The sequence below is a fragment of the Flavobacterium pokkalii genome (genome assembly GCF_014596575.1).
GTDB classification, from domain to species: Bacteria; Bacteroidota; Bacteroidia; order Flavobacteriales; family Flavobacteriaceae; genus Flavobacterium; species Flavobacterium pokkalii.
The window spans coordinates 69,521-89,312 of sequence record NZ_NASZ01000001.1; the positions used below are offsets into that span (position 1 = coordinate 69,521).

16 protein-coding genes and 1 tRNA gene are annotated in these 19,792 nt (G+C 32.7%); 5 read left to right on the forward strand and 12 right to left on the reverse strand.

All coding sequences use genetic code 11. The features are described from left to right. The first annotated feature begins 11 nt into the window (after positions 1–11). Positions 12–392, forward strand: a complete 381-nt coding sequence (locus tag B6A10_RS00290; protein ID WP_188219255.1) for a hypothetical protein — start codon at positions 12–14, stop codon at positions 390–392. 79 nt (positions 393–471) lie between these two features. On the opposite strand, the gene trhO is transcribed toward B6A10_RS00290, so the two are convergent. The 7 genes from trhO to B6A10_RS00325 all read right to left on the reverse strand — a co-directional run bounded on the left by trhO (position 472) and on the right by B6A10_RS00325 (position 12,010). Then, on the reverse strand, positions 472–1,830 hold the full coding sequence (gene trhO / locus B6A10_RS00295; protein WP_188219256.1) for an oxygen-dependent tRNA uridine(34) hydroxylase TrhO: 1,359 nt from the start codon (positions 1,828–1,830) through the stop codon (positions 472–474). A 153-nt stretch (positions 1,831–1,983) separates the two neighbouring features. Next, positions 1,984–4,254, reverse strand: coding sequence for a helix-turn-helix domain-containing protein (locus B6A10_RS00300; protein ID WP_188219257.1), 2,271 nt, complete (start codon positions 4,252–4,254; stop codon positions 1,984–1,986). A 108-nt stretch (positions 4,255–4,362) separates the two neighbouring features. Continuing rightward, positions 4,363–4,938, reverse strand: a complete 576-nt coding sequence (locus tag B6A10_RS00305; RefSeq protein ID WP_055094730.1) for an OmpH family outer membrane protein — start codon at positions 4,936–4,938, stop codon at positions 4,363–4,365. Positions 4,939–5,184: 246 nt separating this feature from the next. Continuing rightward, a complete protein-coding gene (locus B6A10_RS00310) occupies positions 5,185–6,033 on the reverse strand; it encodes a class I SAM-dependent methyltransferase (RefSeq protein WP_188219258.1) in 849 nt (282 codons plus the stop codon). A gap of 253 nt (positions 6,034–6,286) precedes the next feature. Then, on the reverse strand, positions 6,287–8,158 hold the full coding sequence (mnmG, locus tag B6A10_RS00315) for a tRNA uridine-5-carboxymethylaminomethyl(34) synthesis enzyme MnmG (RefSeq protein WP_188219259.1): 1,872 nt from the start codon (positions 8,156–8,158) through the stop codon (positions 6,287–6,289). Between the two features lie 151 nt (positions 8,159–8,309). Next, entirely contained in the window at positions 8,310–8,729 is a 420-nt protein-coding gene (gene ybeY, locus B6A10_RS00320; RefSeq protein ID WP_188219260.1) for an rRNA maturation RNase YbeY, read from the reverse strand. Continuing rightward, on the reverse strand, positions 8,726–12,010 hold the full coding sequence (locus B6A10_RS00325; protein WP_238929342.1) for a coiled-coil domain-containing protein: 3,285 nt from the start codon (positions 12,008–12,010) through the stop codon (positions 8,726–8,728). Before B6A10_RS00325 ends, ybeY begins: the two co-directional genes overlap by 4 nt. A gap of 161 nt (positions 12,011–12,171) precedes the next feature. Between B6A10_RS00325 and gltX the strand changes: the two genes are divergently transcribed. Further along, a complete protein-coding gene (gene gltX / locus B6A10_RS00330) occupies positions 12,172–13,677 on the forward strand; it encodes a glutamate--tRNA ligase (protein ID WP_188219262.1) in 1,506 nt (501 codons plus the stop codon). Positions 13,678–13,712: 35 nt separating this feature from the next. On the opposite strand, the gene B6A10_RS00335 is transcribed toward gltX, so the two are convergent. Further along, positions 13,713–14,354 (reverse strand): PorT family protein, encoded by a 642-nt coding sequence (locus B6A10_RS00335; RefSeq protein ID WP_188219263.1) that lies wholly within the window; start codon positions 14,352–14,354, stop codon positions 13,713–13,715. A 76-nt stretch (positions 14,355–14,430) separates the two neighbouring features. Between B6A10_RS00335 and B6A10_RS00340 the strand changes: the two genes are divergently transcribed. After that, positions 14,431–15,408, forward strand: coding sequence for an SPFH domain-containing protein (locus tag B6A10_RS00340; protein ID WP_055094719.1), 978 nt, complete (start codon positions 14,431–14,433; stop codon positions 15,406–15,408). 21 nt (positions 15,409–15,429) lie between these two features. On the opposite strand, the gene B6A10_RS00345 is transcribed toward B6A10_RS00340, so the two are convergent. The 4 genes from B6A10_RS00345 to B6A10_RS00360 form a co-directional block, all read right to left on the reverse strand. Then, positions 15,430–15,684 (reverse strand): DUF6327 family protein, encoded by a 255-nt coding sequence (locus tag B6A10_RS00345; protein WP_055094717.1) that lies wholly within the window; start codon positions 15,682–15,684, stop codon positions 15,430–15,432. A 3-nt stretch (positions 15,685–15,687) separates the two neighbouring features. Further along, on the reverse strand, positions 15,688–16,038 hold the full coding sequence (locus B6A10_RS00350; RefSeq protein WP_055094715.1) for a hypothetical protein: 351 nt from the start codon (positions 16,036–16,038) through the stop codon (positions 15,688–15,690). Between the two features lie 25 nt (positions 16,039–16,063). After that, on the reverse strand, positions 16,064–16,363 hold the full coding sequence (locus B6A10_RS00355; RefSeq protein WP_026714703.1) for a YtxH domain-containing protein: 300 nt from the start codon (positions 16,361–16,363) through the stop codon (positions 16,064–16,066). Between the two features lie 439 nt (positions 16,364–16,802). After that, entirely contained in the window at positions 16,803–18,920 is a 2,118-nt protein-coding gene (locus B6A10_RS00360) for a glutamine--tRNA ligase/YqeY domain fusion protein (RefSeq protein ID WP_188219264.1), read from the reverse strand. 143 nt (positions 18,921–19,063) lie between these two features. Here B6A10_RS00360 and folB point away from each other — a divergent pair, with 143 nt between their 5' ends. Next, entirely contained in the window at positions 19,064–19,423 is a 360-nt protein-coding gene (folB, locus tag B6A10_RS00365; protein ID WP_188219265.1) for a dihydroneopterin aldolase, read from the forward strand. A gap of 117 nt (positions 19,424–19,540) precedes the next feature. Continuing rightward, positions 19,541–19,611: transfer RNA gene (locus B6A10_RS00370), tRNA-Cys, on the forward strand. The last annotated feature ends 181 nt before the right edge of the window (positions 19,612–19,792 follow it).

A 19,792-nucleotide genomic window follows, 5' to 3' on the forward strand; every position in this document is an offset into this window, starting at 1 on the left:
ACTCTAAAATTATGAAAAATATTACATCAAAAGCCATCTATATTTTACTTTCATTCGGATGTTTCTTTCTCTTATCTTGTTCCAAGCAGCTTTTAGACATTAAAAACCAAACTTATAAAAGCTATAACAGGAACAGTGAAAAAGGATATATCGTTAGTTTTGAACTGAATAACACCGCCATAATTCCAAAATCGATTGTGATTAACGGAATTGTTCAAAATATCTCAATTGAAAACAAAATGGGTAATAATTACCAGGTAAATGTGATTGCTCAAACCACTTTAATTCATAACTACCAAGTAAAATTAGAGGAAAAAGAAAACGGAATTTATTTTGAGAAAGACTCGCAACTATTTTTTCAACCGGTGAAATTCAAATTAATTAAGGATTAATTTTTCGCTACTCTGAAATGCACAAAAGCCTGTTTCCGAAAAACAGAAACAGGCTTTAAAATAATTTATGACTGCTATTTTAGTCTAAAATCTTATATAATTTATCCGATAAACGAATTCGGAAAGGCACTGCAAAAGTCAATTTATCACCTGTTACCGCCTGATTTCCTTCGTATCCGTTAACAAACATCTTTTCTAAAACCAATTCCTGATTTCCGGTTGTTGGACCCGAAATAAGGATTTTATCTCCCAAATTCAATTCTTGGTTTTCCATTGTAAAAAGACCAATTCCCGCTTTCACATAATAATGCTCGGCTTTACCTACTAAGGTCTTTTTTACCTTAATTTTTTGACGAATATCATTCGTTTTTGAAGCAGTTCCCAAAGCAGCATTTGGCAAATCTCCGGAATGTTTGAATTTTAAACTTTCTGATTTTCCTTTTCGAAACACTTTGTTTCCTACTTGTTTCCCGCTTCTTAATTTCACCTGCTCTTCATACGGTAAATGTGTGATTTCCTGACATGCTGTAGAACAACAATTTTCCATGGCAGCCTTACAATCGTCGCATTGGATAAACAATAAATGACAGCCGTCATTAGCACAATTGGTATGATTGTCACAAGGTTTTCCACATTGATGACATTGCGAAATAATATCATCGGTAATTCTTTCGCCTAAACGATTATCAAAAACGAAGTTTTTCCCGATGAATTTGCTTTCCAAACCTTCTTCTTCAATTTGTTTGGCATAGTTAATAATTCCGCCTTCTAACTGAAAAACATTTTTGAATCCCTGATGCTTGAAATACGCACTGGCTTTTTCGCAACGAATTCCTCCGGTACAATACATTACCAGATTTTTATCTTCTTTAAAATCTTGTAATTGTTCGTTGATAATTGGTAAACTTTCTCTAAAAGTTTCTACATCTGGAGTAATGGCTCCTTTAAAATGCCCTACTTCACTTTCGTAGTGATTTCTAAAATCTACTACAATGGTATTTGGGTCTTCCAGAATTTCGTTGAATTCTTTTGCTCTTAAATGCACCCCTTTGTTGGTTACATCAAAAGTATCGTCGTTCAATCCGTCAGCTACAATTTTGTGACGCACTTTGATAGTCAATTTTAAAAACGAATGATCGTCCTGCTCCACGGCCACATTCAAACGAATGCCTTTCATGAAGTCGTACACTTCCAAAGTTTCTCTGAAAGCTTCAAAATTTTCGGCAGGAACACTCATTTGAGCATTAATTCCTTCCTGAGCAACATAAATTCGTCCCAGTGCATCTAAGGCATTCCAGGCTACGAATAAATCATCACGAAATTTTTTGGGATCTTCAATTTTGGCATACGCATAGAAAGACAACGTCAGACGTTGTTGACCTGCTTGATCAATCAATTCAGATCTTTCTTCTGCGCTTAAGGTGTTGTACAGTTGCATGCTATAAACAGTTTAAGTTTAGAAAATTTTTTGCAAAAGTATAAAAAACTCTAAAGACTACAAAACAAGCTTAATATGTCATTCCGACGAAGGAGGAATCTCATTCTGTAATTTGATAGATAATGAGATTGCTTCGTTCCTCGCAATGACTTTTTAGTTCAAACTCGCTTTGAACATTCGCAATTCTTCCCAGGAATATTTTTCTCCAAATTGTTCTTTCATTGGGGTAAGTGATTCTTCCTGATAAAATTTAAAGGCTTCCGCCAATTCATCAATGGTATCCTGTGGCAGGATTTCGCTAATAGAAATTCTTTTCCCCTGAATTAATTTGACCAAATGACCTTCGATAGTTTGCACGGTTAATTTTCGAATATTGGCAATATCCTGAATAGAATTCTTAGCAATCCAAAGCTCAAAAGTTTCCTCAACAGTTGATTTTTTGGGCTCTTTTGGTCCTTTTTTCTTGGAAGAATAACGATCCAAATCGACATCGTCTTCCAACAAATTCACATGCGTTTCTTTGAATTGTTTTTGAATTGCTTCTTTCTTTCTGGAAAGGTATTTTTTGATTTCGTCAGAAGTGAGTTTTTCTTTCGAAATAGCCTCACCGGAACGCAATGTTTCGAGTAATAATTTGGCTTTCATTAATTGCAAAACGGCTTTGGTTTGCAATTCTTCCAGTTCCGATAATTCTTCAAAATAGGCTTTGGCTTTTTTTGCCCGTTTTACTTCTTCAATTTTCCATAAAATTTCAAATACCAAATCGTCCATGGGTTTGAAAAAATAGCCAAAAGCTGCCTGAATTCTTTCAGAAACATGAATTAAATCAACCGTTTCATTGGCAAAAATTTTATGCAATTGGAGCATGAATTTTTTGGAAGGATCCAAAAGCGTTTCCATCTGTTGTAATTGTTTGGCTGCCCACAGTGCATTTTTAGATTTTATGGAACTTTCCGATTTATCAGAATAACTGAATTTATGATTGCGCCATTCCTGAGCTAAATTGGTCCAATCGAAACAATTCACCAAATATTGATGAATGAAATTCTTGGTTTCAAAATGCAAAGATTGCTTTAAAATTTCATCTGAAGCTTTGTTTTGAGCATAATCCATCACGTCCTGATCGTTTGAAATACCATTCATTCGCAACGGAGAAAGCAAAATTAAGCCTTCTAACGAACGTAAACGCGATAAAGCCACATAGGCCTGCCCGGGCATAAAAACCTGTGATACGTCAAGCGCTGCTTTGTCAAATGTTAGTCCCTGGCTTTTATGAATGGTAATTGCCCAAGCTAATTTGATAGGATAATGAACAAAAGTCCCCAAAACCTCCTCTTCTACTTCCTTTGTTAACTGATTGACTTTGTAACGAATGTTTTGCCATTCGTAGCGTTCTACTTCGATTGTTTTATTTTCTTCCGGAAAATGGACCAAAATTTCTTTATTCGAAAGTGATTTGATGATCCCCATTTTTCCATTGAAATAATTCTTTTCAAAGTTCAGATCATTTTTGACAAACATAATCTGAGCCCCCACTTTTAGCTGGAGATTGTATTCGATAGGATAAATTTTCTCCGGAAAATCGCCTGTAATTTCAGGCGTATAAGTGATTAATTCTCCTTTCAAATCGGCCAAAGCCTGCGCATTCATGGTGTCGGCCTTGGCATTATGCGTTGTCAAAGTAATGTAACCTTTATTCGCTTTTAAATCAAAATCCGGTCGTACATATTGGTTTAAAACCTGAACATCATCGGGAGTAATTTTATTATTTCTCAAATTATTCAAAACCGAAATAAAATTCGAATCGGTTTGTCTGAAAATTTTAGATAATTCAATATACAAAGGTGGATTTTGTTGAATGACATGCGAATGGAAAAAAAATTTTCCCTTATAATAATTGCGTAAGGTACGCCATTCTTCATCTCTAATTACCGGCGGCAATTGCAATAAATCGCCAATAAATAAGACCTGAACCCCACCAAAAGGGGCTGCTTTTTTCCGCACCGTTTGCATCATGTAATCCATGGCATCGAGCAAATCGGCACGCAGCATACTCACTTCGTCAATCACCAGCAATTCCATATTACGAATCACGGCTTTTTTTTGTCCGTTCATTTTAAAATGCCGACGCAAACTTTCTTTAGTTTCAAATTTTAAAGTTTCGGAAAATTGAAAATCAGCCGTATGCGAAGGAATAAATCCGCTAAAAGGCAACTGAAACATCGAATGAATAGTTACACCACCGGCATTTAGCGCCGCAATTCCGGTAGGTGCTACGACCACCGTATTTTTATGAGTGGTTTCAATAATTTCACGCAGCAAAGTCGTTTTACCTGTACCCGCCTTACCCGTCAAAAAAACCGAACGTTGGGTTTGATTGATGAATTGTAGAGTGTATTTTGCGGCTTCGGAAACGATTTGCATAAAATTAAAATAAGATTTTTCTTTAAAGTAAATTATTATTCAAAATAAGCAAAAAAGCCTTCAATTTCAAAATAGAAATGAAGGCTTTTTAATTGAAAAAAAGTGAAATTATTTCTTCTCTTCGGTTTTTTCATCCGCTTTATCCTCAGATTTAGCAGTCGTTTTATACTTGTCATTCAATGCTTTAATGATTTCTTTAGTGATATCATATTTATCTTCTGCATAAAGTACAGACGCAGCGTCACCGGTACCATAGATATAAGCATAGCCGTTTTTCTTTCCGTAATCTTTGATGAATTTTTTAACTCCGCTGATTAAACTATCCATTTCAGCTCCACTTTCCTGTTGCAATTGTTGCGCTAAAGCCTGTTGCGCATAACCTAATTGTTGCTCTCTTTTTTGCAATTCAGCAGCGCGTTTTTGAGCCCATTCCTGTCCGTTAGCCTGAGCCTGAGATTGAAAATTAGCAGCATCTTGTTTGAAACGTTTGATTTCAGCATCCAACTGTCTTCCTTTTTCTTCCGACTGTGCTTTGTATTTTGCTTCTAAATCTTTCGCCTCAGTATATTCTTTCATTAATTCCGAAGTATCTATATAAGCAGTTTTTACTTCTTTAACTTCTGCGGTTTTGTTACAAGCAACAACTGAAATAGAAATTGCGATAATTAATAAAACTTTCTTCATCTTGATTAAAATTGTAATTAAATGTGTGTATGGGCAAAAATATAAAAAAATAGATAGTAACCTAAAAAAGTACGGAAAAATGGGAAATTTTTAAATTATTAGATTTGACTATAAAAAATTAAAAAGCTATAATTTGAATTTATTAAAATCAAATTAAATAGCTTTTAAATAAAGTAAAAACTAAACTTAGACGACTTATCAGTTGTTTTTACTGAAAAACTACGCTTAAAACGCTTAAAATGCGTTTTAGTTATTTTTTAAGACATAAATTAGTGAAGAATACTCCAAATTACGCTTGGCTTTCCAATTCGATTGTAAACCGATCAAAAATGCTTTAATAAAATTCATTTTCCCATTTTTATATTTTTCAGAAAGCAGACTAACATAAAAGGAATCAAATTTCATAGGAAGCACTTTCTCTAATTTCATATTCTCTTTTTCAAAAAGCATTTGAATCGCTTTTTTAGAAAAATGCCAAAAATGAATGGGTACATCAAAAGCAGCCCAATAAGTTCCGTAATGTTTAGCATCGAAAGATTTAAAATTAGGAACAGCCACAATTAAAGTTCCTTCTGGTTTTAACAAACGCTTTAATTCTTTAATTTGAAAATCCAAATCTGGTACATGTTCCAAAACATGCCACATCGTAATGACATCAAAAGAATGATTTTCTAGTTCGGTTGTATTTTCAACAAAAGAAATTCCTTTACCGATAGCAATTTCCTTTGCTCTGTCGCTTGGTTCTATCCCCATCGTTTGCCAGCCATCATTTTTAGCCACCGATAAAAAATCGCCGGTTCCGGCACCGATATCCAAAATTCGTCCTTTAGCCGCTTGTTGGGAATTAATCAAATTCAATTTATTTTTTAAAGCAATTCCTTTTACAAAATGATAGGCTTTTTCAAATAAAGATCTTCTGTTATCCGTATGCGAAATATAATCTTCACTTTCGTAATATTTCCCTAAATTTTCTAAACTCGGTTGCGGATGTGTAATTAACATATCCAAAGTTTCATCATAATACAAATCAAAAGTTTCTTTAGAAACCGAATGATCTTTTACAGTAAGAAAATGTGTTTTATTTGAAATATCCATTTTTTGTGGTTGGTGGTCTGGTAAATCTTCACTTAATAATGAAGAAAATATTATACATTAAAATTTATTCTAATTTTTAAAAGGAGTAATAAATCAAAATATCTATTACTCCTTTTTATTCTTTTAAATCGCTACTTCCTAGTAATAACAAGGCTTACGGCCGTAGTTTCACGTGGAACAAATCAGCATTCAGTGGTCAGTTTTTAGTAAACAGTTTAGCTGCAGTCTGTATAACTGAACACTGAATACTTTTTTATCTTCCCATATAAATCAACAATACCGAAATATCGCTTGGAGAAACTCCACTAATACGAGATGCCTGTGAAATGGTTACCGGGCGAATTTTATTCAATTTTTGTTTAGCCTCAATAGACATCGATTTGATTTTGTTATAATCGAAATCTTCCGGAATTTTTACATCTTCTAATCTGGAAAGCTTATCCGCATTATTTCTTTCTTTTTCGATATAACCGGAATATTTCACCTGAACTTCGGCTTGTTCCAAAATTTCTTCGTCTAAATCATTTTCGGCAACATAAGCTTGAACTTTTTCAAATTTCATCATGTCTTCCAAATCAATTTGCGGACGCGAGAAAATTTTAAACATTTTATCACCCTGAGAGATTGGCGCCGATTCTTTAGCTTCCAAAATTGGATTGGTCTCTCCTATCGTAACCGAAGTTTCTTTGAAAAAAGCCACCATTTTTTCAGACTCATTCAATTTACGTTCCATACGACGTAAACGGGCTTCAGAAGCCAAACCAATTTCATACGACATTGGCGTTAATCTGAAATCGGCATTATCCTGACGTAATAAAGTGCGGTACTCCGCTCTGGAAGTAAACATACGATAAGGTTCTTCAGTTCCTTTCGTAATTAAGTCGTCAATTAAAACTCCAATATAAGCTTCATCTCTTTTTAAAATCAAAGGCGCTTTTTCGTGCACTTTTAAATGCGCATTAATTCCCGCCATCAATCCTTGAGAAGCTGCTTCTTCATATCCGGTGGTTCCATTAATTTGTCCGGCAAAATATAATCCTTCCACCAATTTAGTTTCCAAAGTGTGTTTTAATTGCGTTGGCGGAAAATAATCATACTCGATTGCATAACCCGGTCTGAAGAATTTTACATTCTCAAAACCGGCTACAGTACGCAACGCTTTAAATTGAATATCCTCCGGTAAGGAAGTAGAAAAACCATTCACATAAAACTCACAAGTATTCCATCCTTCCGGTTCAACAAAAAGTTGGTGACGTTCTTTATCAGCAAAACGATTAATTTTATCTTCAATCGATGGACAATAACGCGGTCCCAAACTTTTAATACGACCATTAAACATTGGCGAACGATCAAAACCTTCTCTTAAAATATTATGCACTTCCGGAGAAGTGTAAGTCATATAACAAGAACGTTGATGCGTTAACGGAGAAGTCAAATCCGAATAAGAGAATTTAGATGGCTTTGCATCTCCTTTTTCTTCATTCATTTTCGAATAATCCAAAGAACGACCATCCACTCGTGGCGGTGTTCCGGTTTTCATTCTTCCGGCTTCAAAACCGGCTTCAATCAAATCTTCGGTAATTCCGTGTGCAGCGCTCTCACCTGCTCTACCACCTCCGAATTGTTTTTCTCCAATATGAATTAATCCGTTCAAAAAAGTTCCATTGGTCAACACCACCGATTTGGAACGAATTTCAACTCCCAAAGAAGTTCGAATACCTTTTATTTTTCCGTTTTCAATAATCAAGCCTTTTACCATTTCCTGGTAAAAATCAAGATTAGGAGTTCCTTCTAACATCATTCTCCATTCTTCAGCAAAACGCATACGGTCACTTTGCACACGAGGAGACCACATAGCCGGACCTTTGGACTTATTCAACATCTTAAATTGAATTGCAGTTCTGTCAGAAACAATTCCTGAATAACCTCCCAAAGCATCAATCTCACGTACAATTTGACCTTTTGCAATTCCACCCATCGCAGGATTACAAGACATCTGGGCTATGTTTTGCAAACTCATTGTAACCAATAAAGTTTTCGAACCCAAATTTGCAGCAGCGGCAGCAGCTTCTGAACCTGCATGACCGGCACCCACAACAATTACATCATACTCTTCTAAAAACATTCTTTTTATCATTTACCCTTTTCAGGGAAGCTTCTGAAATAAAAAATCTCAAAAGCAAATTTAAAATTTCGCTTCCTTCGGAAGCATTTGTATTTTATTTTTTCCCGATGTTCCACGTGGAACATTAAACACAAAAAAGAAAATTAAATCATTATTGTTTCACGTGGAACATGGCTATTTTTTCATCTTCTTTTACACGCATCAATTGTTCACTTTCTTCATCTTTATCCTTATAACCACAATAATGCAAGACACCATGAACTAAAACCCGTTTAAGTTCATCCTCAAAAGAAACATTAAAATCATTGGCGTTATCCTGAACACGTTCAACCGATATAAAAATATCGCCATTTAATTCGTTACCTACGGTATAATCAAAACTAATTATATCTGTTAAAGTATCGTGATTTAAATACTCCATATTTATTTTATGAAGGTATTCATCATCACAAAAAATATAATTTATTTCTCCTTCTTTTTTATTTTCTGAGACTATCACAGCCGATAACCACGAAGCAATTACCTCTTCGTTGTCCAAGCTAAAATCACATTCGTAATTAAAATCTATCATTGTGTTTTAAAATATTTCTGAACCTTACGGTCAAAATTCGAGCGCAAAGGTAGTGATTGTCTGTTTAATATTTCTATACTACGCAAATATTCTAACAAGCTCTCAGGTAGGGCTTTTGAACTATTTGAAAATTCCTTAGAATTGGTTTCGGACTGACGCTTATTATCTTCTCCCTGCTCACGAATAGCATTGTTTAATTTTAATAATTCCTGTTTAATAGTATTTACTTTTTGAAGGGTTTCATTCTTAAAACCTTTATTCAATAATTGCTTCTCTAAATCTTTCATTTTATTCAAAGCACTTTGACCTGAATTACCTAAACCTTGCTTGCTCAATTCGTTCTCTAAAGCTTCTCGTAATGCTTTTTGCTCTTTAAAAATTTCCATTATACTGCGCGCATCACCTTCTCCGTCTTGTCCATTTTCACCTTCTTTTTTATTACCCTCGCTACCTTCACCAGATTCTCCAGGCTTCATACCCTGTTTCATTTTATCTCCTAACTTTTGTTGTTTGGAAATAATATCCGGCAACTGCATTCCTTCTCCTTTACCTGATTGAGGCTTACCCTGTCCCATTGAAGATAAAGACATCTGCATAGCATTTAATAATTCACTTAAAAAATCACCTAGTTTATTAGCCGAAGCTACCGCATATTGCTGATGAGAAACACCTTTTGAAATATTAGAATCAGTCAAATTCTCTAATGCTTTATCTATATTGTACTGTACATTTCCAACTTCTTTAGTAATATCTTCAGTAAACTTAGGATTGCGTAATGACATTGCAAACAAACTATCATCAACATGCTTAAACTGTAAACGTAAATCCTGCTGAAGTTTTATATTCTTATTAAAAGCAGCTGAAGTGGGATTTAGAGATTTAAAACTTAACATTACTGATTCCTCAGAAAGCGAAAAAGCTAAAAGATTATCCAAAACCTGACGCAGCATTTTGACATCTTCTTCCAACTGTTCCATCGCAGCTCCTTCCATCCCCTGATCCATTTTCAAAGACATTTGCTTCATTTTTTTAGAAGCATTCTTTTGTTTTGGCTTTGCTTTTTGATTGTTATTTTTACTCAATTCCTCAGAAGCATTCTTCAAATCCTCCTCAATACTTTTCTCTAAATTTTCGTCATTAGGAATATCTAAAGGAGCTTTTAACTCCATATTTTCTTTTTCCAAATCATCTAATTCATTCTGTATTTTATCAAATACTTTATTAATTTCCTGTTGCTTTGAAATTGTATTTTCGTTTAGCTTTTCAGAAAGTTTATCTTGTTTCTCCGATAATTTATCTAATTTATCAGCGATTTGTTCTGCTTTCTTTTCTACATAATATTTCTTAGTAAGCTCCACTAACTGCTGTAAATTCTTTACCTGATTTTTACTCTTTTGCTTAAACTGATCTAATTTTTCAAGTAAATCTTCATTCTTAAGCTTATCGTTTAAAGACTTTAATTCCTCTAAAAGTTTCTTATTCTTTTCTAATTCTTCGTTATTTTTTTCAACACGTTTTTCTAGTTCTTCTTTAAAGTCATCCTCTGGTTTATATTTAGATTCATCTAAATTATTTTTCATTTTATCCATAAAATTGCGCATCATCTCATCCTGCTTCTTTTGCTGCTGAATAAAATCATTAATTTTTTGTTGGTCATTAAATTCAAAATTTTCTTTTTCCTTACCGGATTTTTGAATCTTTTCTAACTGTGAAAATTGCTTATCCTGATTCTTCAATGATTTTTGCAAACCCTGAATATTATCAGATTGTTGTTGTAAAAGCAAATCCTGTTTTTCCTGTTTCGTTTTAATTCGGTTAGAAAAAACAGCCGATTTAGAACTCTTAAAATGATGCAATACATCATTATCAAAAACCTCAAAATAATAATCGTAAGTCACTCCTTCCTGTACCGGAAGATTAGCAGGAAAAGCAAAGATGAATTGGTCATAAGTATTTTGCTTAATAGCTATTGTTCCACGTTTAGCAGTTTTATGTTTATTAGATTCATAATACACAATTTGCAATTTGCTCAAACCATAGTCATCGCTAACTTTTCCCAAAAGATAATTCGTAGCTAATTTTAAACTATCCGGAGCTGTATTGACAGTAATCGATGGGAACTGATCTTTGATAACCACCAATTGATAATTTAGTTTTTCATAATTAACAATCGCATTATTGGAACTAATAATTTGGTAATTTGTATTGTCATTGATATTTTTTGACAAACTAAAATCATTATCTTTTTTAATGAATTCTGAAATAGATTTTCCATTAGAAAAAACTAATTTCTGCGTGGCCAACGTATTAATTTTCCAGGTAATTTTAGTTCCTTCAGGAATAATGGCGTTACCTGACCCTTTAATAATTTCGGGTTTTCTATGTAAATGAGATGGAAAATGCAATTGCATTTCAAAGTTTAAAATAGAAGGAACATTAACAACTTTCAAAAGATATTCGGGAGAAGAAACCTTATTAGCTTCTAAATGAAAGCTAACGTCCGAAACCGCTTTCTCAATTTTGAATTGAAATTCTCCGGGTTTGACATTCTCCATAAAATAAGTTTCATCATTAATAAAAATCATGACATTTTCAGGAACAACTTTTCCTTTGGTATGAACTTTTACAATGAAATCTTTGTTTTGCTGCGTTTGTAAATTTTGATTTAAAAGCACAAATTCAAAAGGAGCCGGAGGTGAAAAACGAGCATTAAAATGAACAATTCTATTCAAACTTTGGCTAATAATCGTACTATTTCCAGAAAAATAAAAAGTAGAAAATACCAAAAGAGGAATTAAAGCCAGAGGTAAATATTTCTTATTGGCATTAAAATTCACAGCATTTGAAAAAGGAATCGGTTGCAAAGCATTCGCTTTTTGTTCAATAGAAGCCAAAAGCAATTCCGATTTATTCTGATGCATATCAGAATCTGACAATTGAATAAAGTTGAGCAATTTATCTTTTACTTCCACAAAATGATTTCCAATAATAGCAGAAGCTTCATTGTAATCAATTCCTTTTTTGAATTTTAATAATTTAAAAATGGGAAACAATATAAAACGAAAAAGAAGAAAGGCTTCTACTCCAACAAAAGTCCAAAACAAAATGGTTCTTCCAAATGGCTTTAACCAAAGAAAATATTCAATAAAAAGCGTAAAAAGAAAATACAATAAACCTAAACCAATAAAGAAAAACATTCCTCTAATCAGTTCGTTTAAATAATACTTTCGAATGAAAGCCTCTAATTTTTGATATATAAAATTGGAATTATTCAAAATCATTATGCTTTATAATAACCTATAAAAGTAATAATTATAATAGAATCAATATCAATGTCAAAAAACAATTTCAATATCAAAACAAAAACGAAATATTGAAAAACTTCTAACTTCTGACTTCTAACTTCTGACTTCTAATTATCTTTGTAGAAAATCTATTTAAAATGTCAAAACCAGTTCGTGTGCGTTTTGCACCAAGTCCAACAGGACCTTTACACATTGGTGGTGTTAGAACTGCCCTCTTTAATTATTTGTTTGCCAAAAAAAACGGTGGAACTTTCTTCCTTAGAATTGAAGATACCGATCAAAATCGCTTTGTTCCGGGTGCCGAAGAATATATCATGGAAGCCTTAGAATGGTTAGGAATTCCTCCTGATGAAACTATTGGAAAAAATGAAAAATTTGGGCCTTATCGTCAAAGTGAAAGAAAAGATTTATATAAACAATATGCCGACCAATTAATCAATTCCGGTTGGGCGTATTATGCTTTTGATACTCCGGAAGCTTTAGATACTTACCGAAAATCAGAAGAAGAAAAGGGAAAAACATTTATTTACAATCATACCAATAGAGAAAAGTTAGATACTTCTTTAAAACTTTCGGCTGAAGAAACAGCTCAAAGAATTGCAAATGGAGAACATTATGTTATTCGTTTTAAAACTCCGGTGGATGAAATTTTACATCTAAAAGATATCATTCGTGGTCATGTAAAATTTGAAACTAATCTTTTAGACGATAAAGTTTTGTTTAAAAGTGACGGTATGCCAACCTATCATTTGGCGAACATTGTCGATGATCATTTGATGGAAACTACCCATGTAATTCGTGGTGAAGAATGGTTGCCTTCAATGCCATTGCATGTTTTATTATATCACGCATTTGGATGGGCATCGCCGGAATTTGCACATTTACCTTTGATATTAAAACCAGTTGGAAATGGAAAATTATCCAAACGTGATGGTGATAAATTAGGTTTTCCGGTATTTCCATTAGAATGGAAAACTGAGGAAGCAATTTCGTCCGGTTACAGAGAAAAAGGATTTTTCCCGGAAGCAGTTGTTAATTTCTTAGCTTTATTAGGCTGGAATGACGGAACCGATAAAGAGTTATTCTCTTTAGAAGAATTAGTTGCAGCTTTTGATTTAGACAGAGTACATAAAGCAGGAGCCAAATTTGATCCGGAAAAAAATAAATGGTTCAACCACCAATATTTGATTCAGGCAAAAGATGAAAAATTAGCAGAAGATTTTGCGGTTATTTTAAAAGAAAAAGGTTTCTCCCCTACTTTGGAATTAACCACAAAAATTGTTTCGTTAATAAAAGAACGCGCTAATTTTGTTTCTGAATTTTGGGATTTAAGCGATTTCTTTTTTGTGGCTCCAACTTTTTATGATGAAAAAGCAAAGAAAAACTGGAAAGAAGATACTCCGGCTTTACTACAGGAATTGATTTCAGTTCTAGAAGAAATCACCGATTTTACTTCTGCTAATATTGAAACTATTGTCAAAGACTGGTTGACAAAAAACGAAATTGGAATGGGTAAAGTAATGCAACCTTTCCGATTGAGTTTGGTTGGTGCTCTGAAAGGTCCTCACCTATTCGACATTGTTGAAATCATTGGAAAAGAAGAAACAATTGCAAGACTTCAAAAAGCAATTGAAAACATATAAAACTAAAAAGTCCCGATTAATTGTCGGGACTTTTTTTATAAATAAATAATAATATTTCCGTTTAGAATTCCAGGATTTCCTTTGAACTTATATCCTAGATTTTTAGAATTCAAATTACCCAACATATTTGAAATTCCGTATTGGTACGAAACATTCACTCTAAAATGTTTGGCTCCTGCTGTGATTCCCACAGTGGGATAAAAATTAAACTTTCCAATATCGGTAATATCTTTGGCAAATAAAGTAGTTCCTGAAATCACATTATTTTCTTTGCCTGACTCCACTTTGAATTTTCCGTTTACCTGAACCAAAGGACCAAATTCAAATGATAAATGATTATCAATTAAGGAATAACTTAATTGTAACGAAATTTGAGCCGAAGGCAATTTATAATTCACATCTTCTTTTCCAAAAACCAATTGGTCAGTAACCACCGAAAAATTATTCTCAGAAAATTGAATCGCATACACCATATCCCAATTGTTGTAAAAATTACCACGCATGGATAAACCGGCATTCCAGCCGTTTCCTGCTTTGGTTTCAAAATTATCGGTATTTAAAGTAAACTGATTAATTCCACCATAAATACCAATTCGGTTAGAATCGCGATAACGGTATTGAGCAAAACTTAAAACAGTTGTTAAAACAAAACCAAAGGTAAAAACCAGCTTTTTCATAATTAGGAATTTAAACTAACACAAACCTAAAGTTTTTTTGTAATTTAACAGAGATTTTCTAACTAAATTATAAACTATGAGTACTTCCTTTATTTTTTTGTTATTCGTTGTATTATTTATTTTTCTGTCTTCTTTCTTTACAGTAAAACAACAAACCGCTGTTATTATTGAACGTTTTGGTAAATTTCAAAGCATCAGACATTCCGGACTTCAATTAAAAATTCCTTTAATTGATCGAATTGCCGGACGTGTCAATCTGAAAATTCAACAATTAGATGTTATTATTGAAACGAAAACTAAAGACAATGTATTTGTTAAATTAAAAGTTTCTGTCCAATTTATGGTGGTTAAAGAAACTGTTTATGATGCTTTTTACAAACTGGAATATCCGCATGATCAAATAACTTCGTATGTATTTGATGTGGTTCGTGCCGAAGTTCCAAAATTAAAATTAGACGATGTTTTTGAACGAAAAGACGATATTGCCATTGCTGTAAAAAGAGAATTAAACGAAGCCATGACCACTTATGGATATACGATTATCAACACTTTGGTAACTGATATTGATCCGGATATTCAGGTAAAAAATGCCATGAACCGTATCAATGCAGCCGACAGGGAAAAAACTGTAGCCGAATTTGAAGCCGAAGCATCCAGAATCAGAATTGTTGCTAAAGCTAAAGCTGAAGCTGAAAGTAAGAGACTGCAAGGACAAGGTATTGCTGATCAAAGAAGAGAAATTGCACGTGGATTGGTAGAAAGTGTAGATGTTTTAAACGGTGTGGGTATTAATTCTCAGGAAGCCTCTGCCCTAATTGTGGTCACGCAACATTATGATACTTTACAGGCTATTGGTTCAGATACCAATTCTAATTTGATTTTGTTACCCAATTCTCCACAAGCCGGAAGTGATATGTTAAACAACATGGTAGCCAGTTTTACCGCCAGTAATTTAGTAGGTGAATCAATGAAAAAAGATTTAAAAACAATTACAAAAACCAATAAAAAGAAATCTCAGGAACCCGAAAAACCATCTGATGATTCAGAAGTATAATTAAACAAACAAAAAAGAGGCTTATTCGCCTCTTTTTTTATTTCTAAACCATTTTATTATTATTGGTATCAACAATCGTAATATCGTTCCGTAGGAGCTAAAAAAAGTACTTTTAACCCTCTCGGCAACATTTGCGGCAACATTTACAAAAGACAAACTTTCTTTAGTCTTTTCAATGCTTAAAATTAACTTTTGATAACTAATTTCTTTTTCAACTTTCAGAATTTCTAATTCACTGTCAATTTGAGCATAAGAGGAATATTTCTTTGATTGCATAATTTATTCGTTAAAAAAGATTTCTGAAAATTTCTCTAAGATTGGTCCTTCTACAATTTTATCTTTAACTAAAAACAGTAAACCGGTACAAACAAGATAAAGCAAACCAACACTTAAAAAACCCAAAGCATAACTTCCTAAATAACTTCCAATAATAAAGGCTAAAGCAATGGATAAAAACAATAAAACCATACAAATACACAGCAAAATTAAAGTGAACTTGAAAATCATCGTAGTTGATTTCATTGCCATTTTAAATGCCAACAATTTATAATAAGAAAGATTCTTTTCTATATAATCTTTGGTTTGTTCCTGAATATTTTCGGTATGTTCTTTTAAATCATCAAAAGCCATAATGTTCTATTGCTGTATAAAGAAATTAATTTTTATGAAGTTTGGCATTCTTTTCCTTTAAATCAGCCAGTTTTTTTTCTAAAAAAGTAATTGCATCTTCAGTTTTATAACTCATACTTGAAAGCATATTTTCATAACTTTCTTCCAAATCTACTTTTGCATTGGCTAATTTTGATTTCATATCTTTTTCAAGATCTTTATAACCATCTTTGATTTTTTGTCTGGTTTTTTCTCCCTTATCCGGAGCAAACAAAATTCCTAACACAGCTCCTATTGCAGCACCACTTGCAAGAGCTATTAAAGTTTTTCCTGTACTACTTGCCATAATATGTTATTTTTTAAGTTTCTTATAAAGATACTAATAAATTTAAACATAATATTTATCGAATATATTTAAAAAAAGATTAAAACTTTATTTCTGAAAGAAAATTGAGAAAAACAAAAAAAATTTCAATAGTGATTTTTCAAATTTTTCACGTAAAACAATTTTTGAAGCTATGATTTCCATATTTCAAACAGCAAAATAGTAAAACAGTATTTTTTGCATTAATAATGCATCAAAAAAAGACTAAAAATTAAAATAAAGCTTACTGTTAAACGAAAATTTAAAAGATGAATCTTTTATCAAATATTTTTAAAAAATCGCTTAAAACTAAAATATAAAAGCTGTTTTTAATTAATAAAAATTATTATTTATAAAAATAAAATAGTTTTTTATTATTATAAAAAAAAGCGCTGATAAAGCGCTTTTTGATAGTTATAATTTATTTTAAAAAATATTCTATAAATTCTTTTTCTCTTTCAGAAGCATTCTTCGGAGGATTAGCTTCTAATTTTAAAATTTCCTCCCTGAACGAATTTTTGAAATCCAAATCAAATTCTAAATGCGTTAAATTTAAAACAGCTCTCGAACGAACAAAAGTGGATTCACTTCTCAAAGACATGTTCAATAACTTTTGTAATTCTTCTTTGTCATAATCCGAAACTTTCAAAGGTGCATATTTCAAAATTAAATTAGCAAACAACAATGAACTTTTGTTGTTATTGATATTTTTCTTGAAAGAATTTTGCAACAAACTATAATTTGAAATTCCGGCAAGGGTCTCTCCTATCGCAGTTCTAATTGCAATACGCTCTTCACGCGTATTTACTTTGAAATATTTATTAATATCTTTTAAAGCATTATTAATACTGTTACTGTCTTTTTTTCCTTTTTCTTCCCAGGCATCTTTTAGTCCAACTGTTTTGTTAAATACTAATTTTGAAGTAGTTGAATCTTTATCAACATTAAAATATCCTAAACGTTGAAATTGGAATTTATCTCCCGAAACTGCAGTTTGTAAACTTGGTTCTACATATCCTTTTACAGTTAATAACGAATTAGGATTGATAAAATCAAGGAAACTTTTCTCTTTATGACTGTCCGGAGCTTCATCAATAAACAAACGATCATACAAACGAACTTCGGCTTCAACAGCATGTTTTACTGACACCCAATGCAATGTTCCGGCAACTTTACGTTTAGAAGCTTCTGTACCACTTCCACTACGGCTATCTTCATCATAAGTCACATGAATTTCAGTAATATTTCCTGCTGCATCTTTTACAACACTTTCACCTTTAATAATATACGCATTTTTTAGACGTACTTCATTACCAATACTTAAGCGGAAAAACTTAGCCGGAGCAACTTCTAAAAAGTCTTCTCTTTCTATATAAAATTCTTTAGAAAAAGGTACTTTTCTAAAACCGGCACTTTCATCTTCCTGATTGTTTTCGGCCTCCAACCACTCTTCTTTTCCTTCAGGATAATTGCTAATAACTACTTTTACAGGATCTAAAACTGCCATTACACGAGGAGCCTTTTTGTTTAAATCATCACGTAAACAAAATTCTAATAAAGAATAATCGATAATGTTTTCACGTTTAGCAACTCCAATATTTTCACAGAATTTACGAATAGAAGCCGCTGTATAACCTCTTCTTCTTAAACCGGAAATAGTAGGCATTCGAGGATCATCCCATCCAGAAACAAAGTTTTCCTGAACCAATTGTAACAGTTTTCGCTTGCTCATAACTGTATAATTCAGGTTCAAACGAGCAAATTCATATTGATGTGGTCTTACCAAATTTTCATCATAAATCTGATCTAAAAACCAATCGTATAATTCCCGGTGCATAACAAATTCCAAAGTACAAATAGAATGCGAAATTTGCTCTAAATAATCACTTTCTCCATGCGTATAATCATACATTGGATAAATGCACCAATCATCTCCCGTTCTATGATGTTCTTTATGTAAAATACGGTACATAATTGGATCACGCATCAACATATTGGAAGAAGTCATATCAATTTTAGCACGTAAAACATGCGTTCCCTCTACAAAATCACCGTTTTTCATTCCTTCAAAAAGAGCTAAATTCTCTTCTACAGAACGATTTCTAAACGGACTATCAACTCCAGGCTGACTAGGCGTTCCTTTTTGCTCTGCCATCGCTTCAGAGGACTGACTGTCTATGTAAGCTTTTCCTTTTTTAATCAACAAAATAGCCCAATCATGCAACTGCTGGAAATAATCAGAAGCATATAATTCCTTATCCCATTGAAACCCTAACCATTGCAAATCTTCCTTAATAGCATCTACATACTCCTGCTCTTCTTTGGCCGGATTTGTATCATCAAAACGTAAGTTTACTGGTGCATTGTATTTTAATCCTAAACCAAAATTTAAACAAATAGATTTAGCATGTCCGATATGCAAATACCCATTAGGTTCTGGGGGAAAACGAAATCTTAATTTATTTTGTGGAAAACCTTTGGCTAAGTTTTCTTCGATAATTTGTTCTATAAAATGCAGTGATTTTTCTTCAGTTGACATGTCGTAATATTAAAAAGACAAAGTTATCAAAATAGTTCATTAAACCATGAATTTGAGTAATTGCATATTCATATTAAAGTTAAAAAAATCAAATATTTTGTACTTTTGCGCCCAATTCAAATCAATAAATTAACAACATCACTATGGACACGATTAAATTAAAAAATATCCGAACTTTTTCATTTCACGGATGCCTTATCGAAGAAGGAAAAATAGGTTCTGATTATGCTGTTGATTTGACTATAAAAGCCGATTTAAAACAATCAACCGAATCGGATAATCTGGCGGATACGGTTGATTATGTACATTTAAATAAAATTGTGGTGGAAGAAATGGCTATTCGTTCGCAATTATTAGAACATGTGGCTAAAAGAATCAATACCAGAATTTTTAATGAAATTCCAATGGTAATGAAAAGTATAGTAGAAGTTTCTAAAATTAATCCTCCTATTGGTGGTGATGTTGAATCAGTTACCATTATTTTAGAAGAAAATAGAAGTTAAAATACCAACTATTAAAAAATTCCAAATTCCAAGATAATAGAATTAAGTTTTTTTATTTGGAATTTCACGTTTGGAATTTAGATTATTTATTTTACCTTTGCAGTCCATAAAAACAATGGCGTCGTGGCCGAGCGGCTAGGCTGGGCTCTGCAAAAGCTCCTACTCCGGTTCGAATCCGGACGATGCCTCAAAAAGAGATACAGAAATGTGTCTCTTTTTTTATATCTAATTTTTAAGAAAAATTAAGTAAAGTTAGGTTCGAATCCGTCCCGATAGCTATCGGGAGATGCCTCAAGAACCTCTAAAGTAATTTAGAGTTTTTTTTGCTAATTGTACCACAATATTGTCTTATCATTGCGAGCGTAGCGA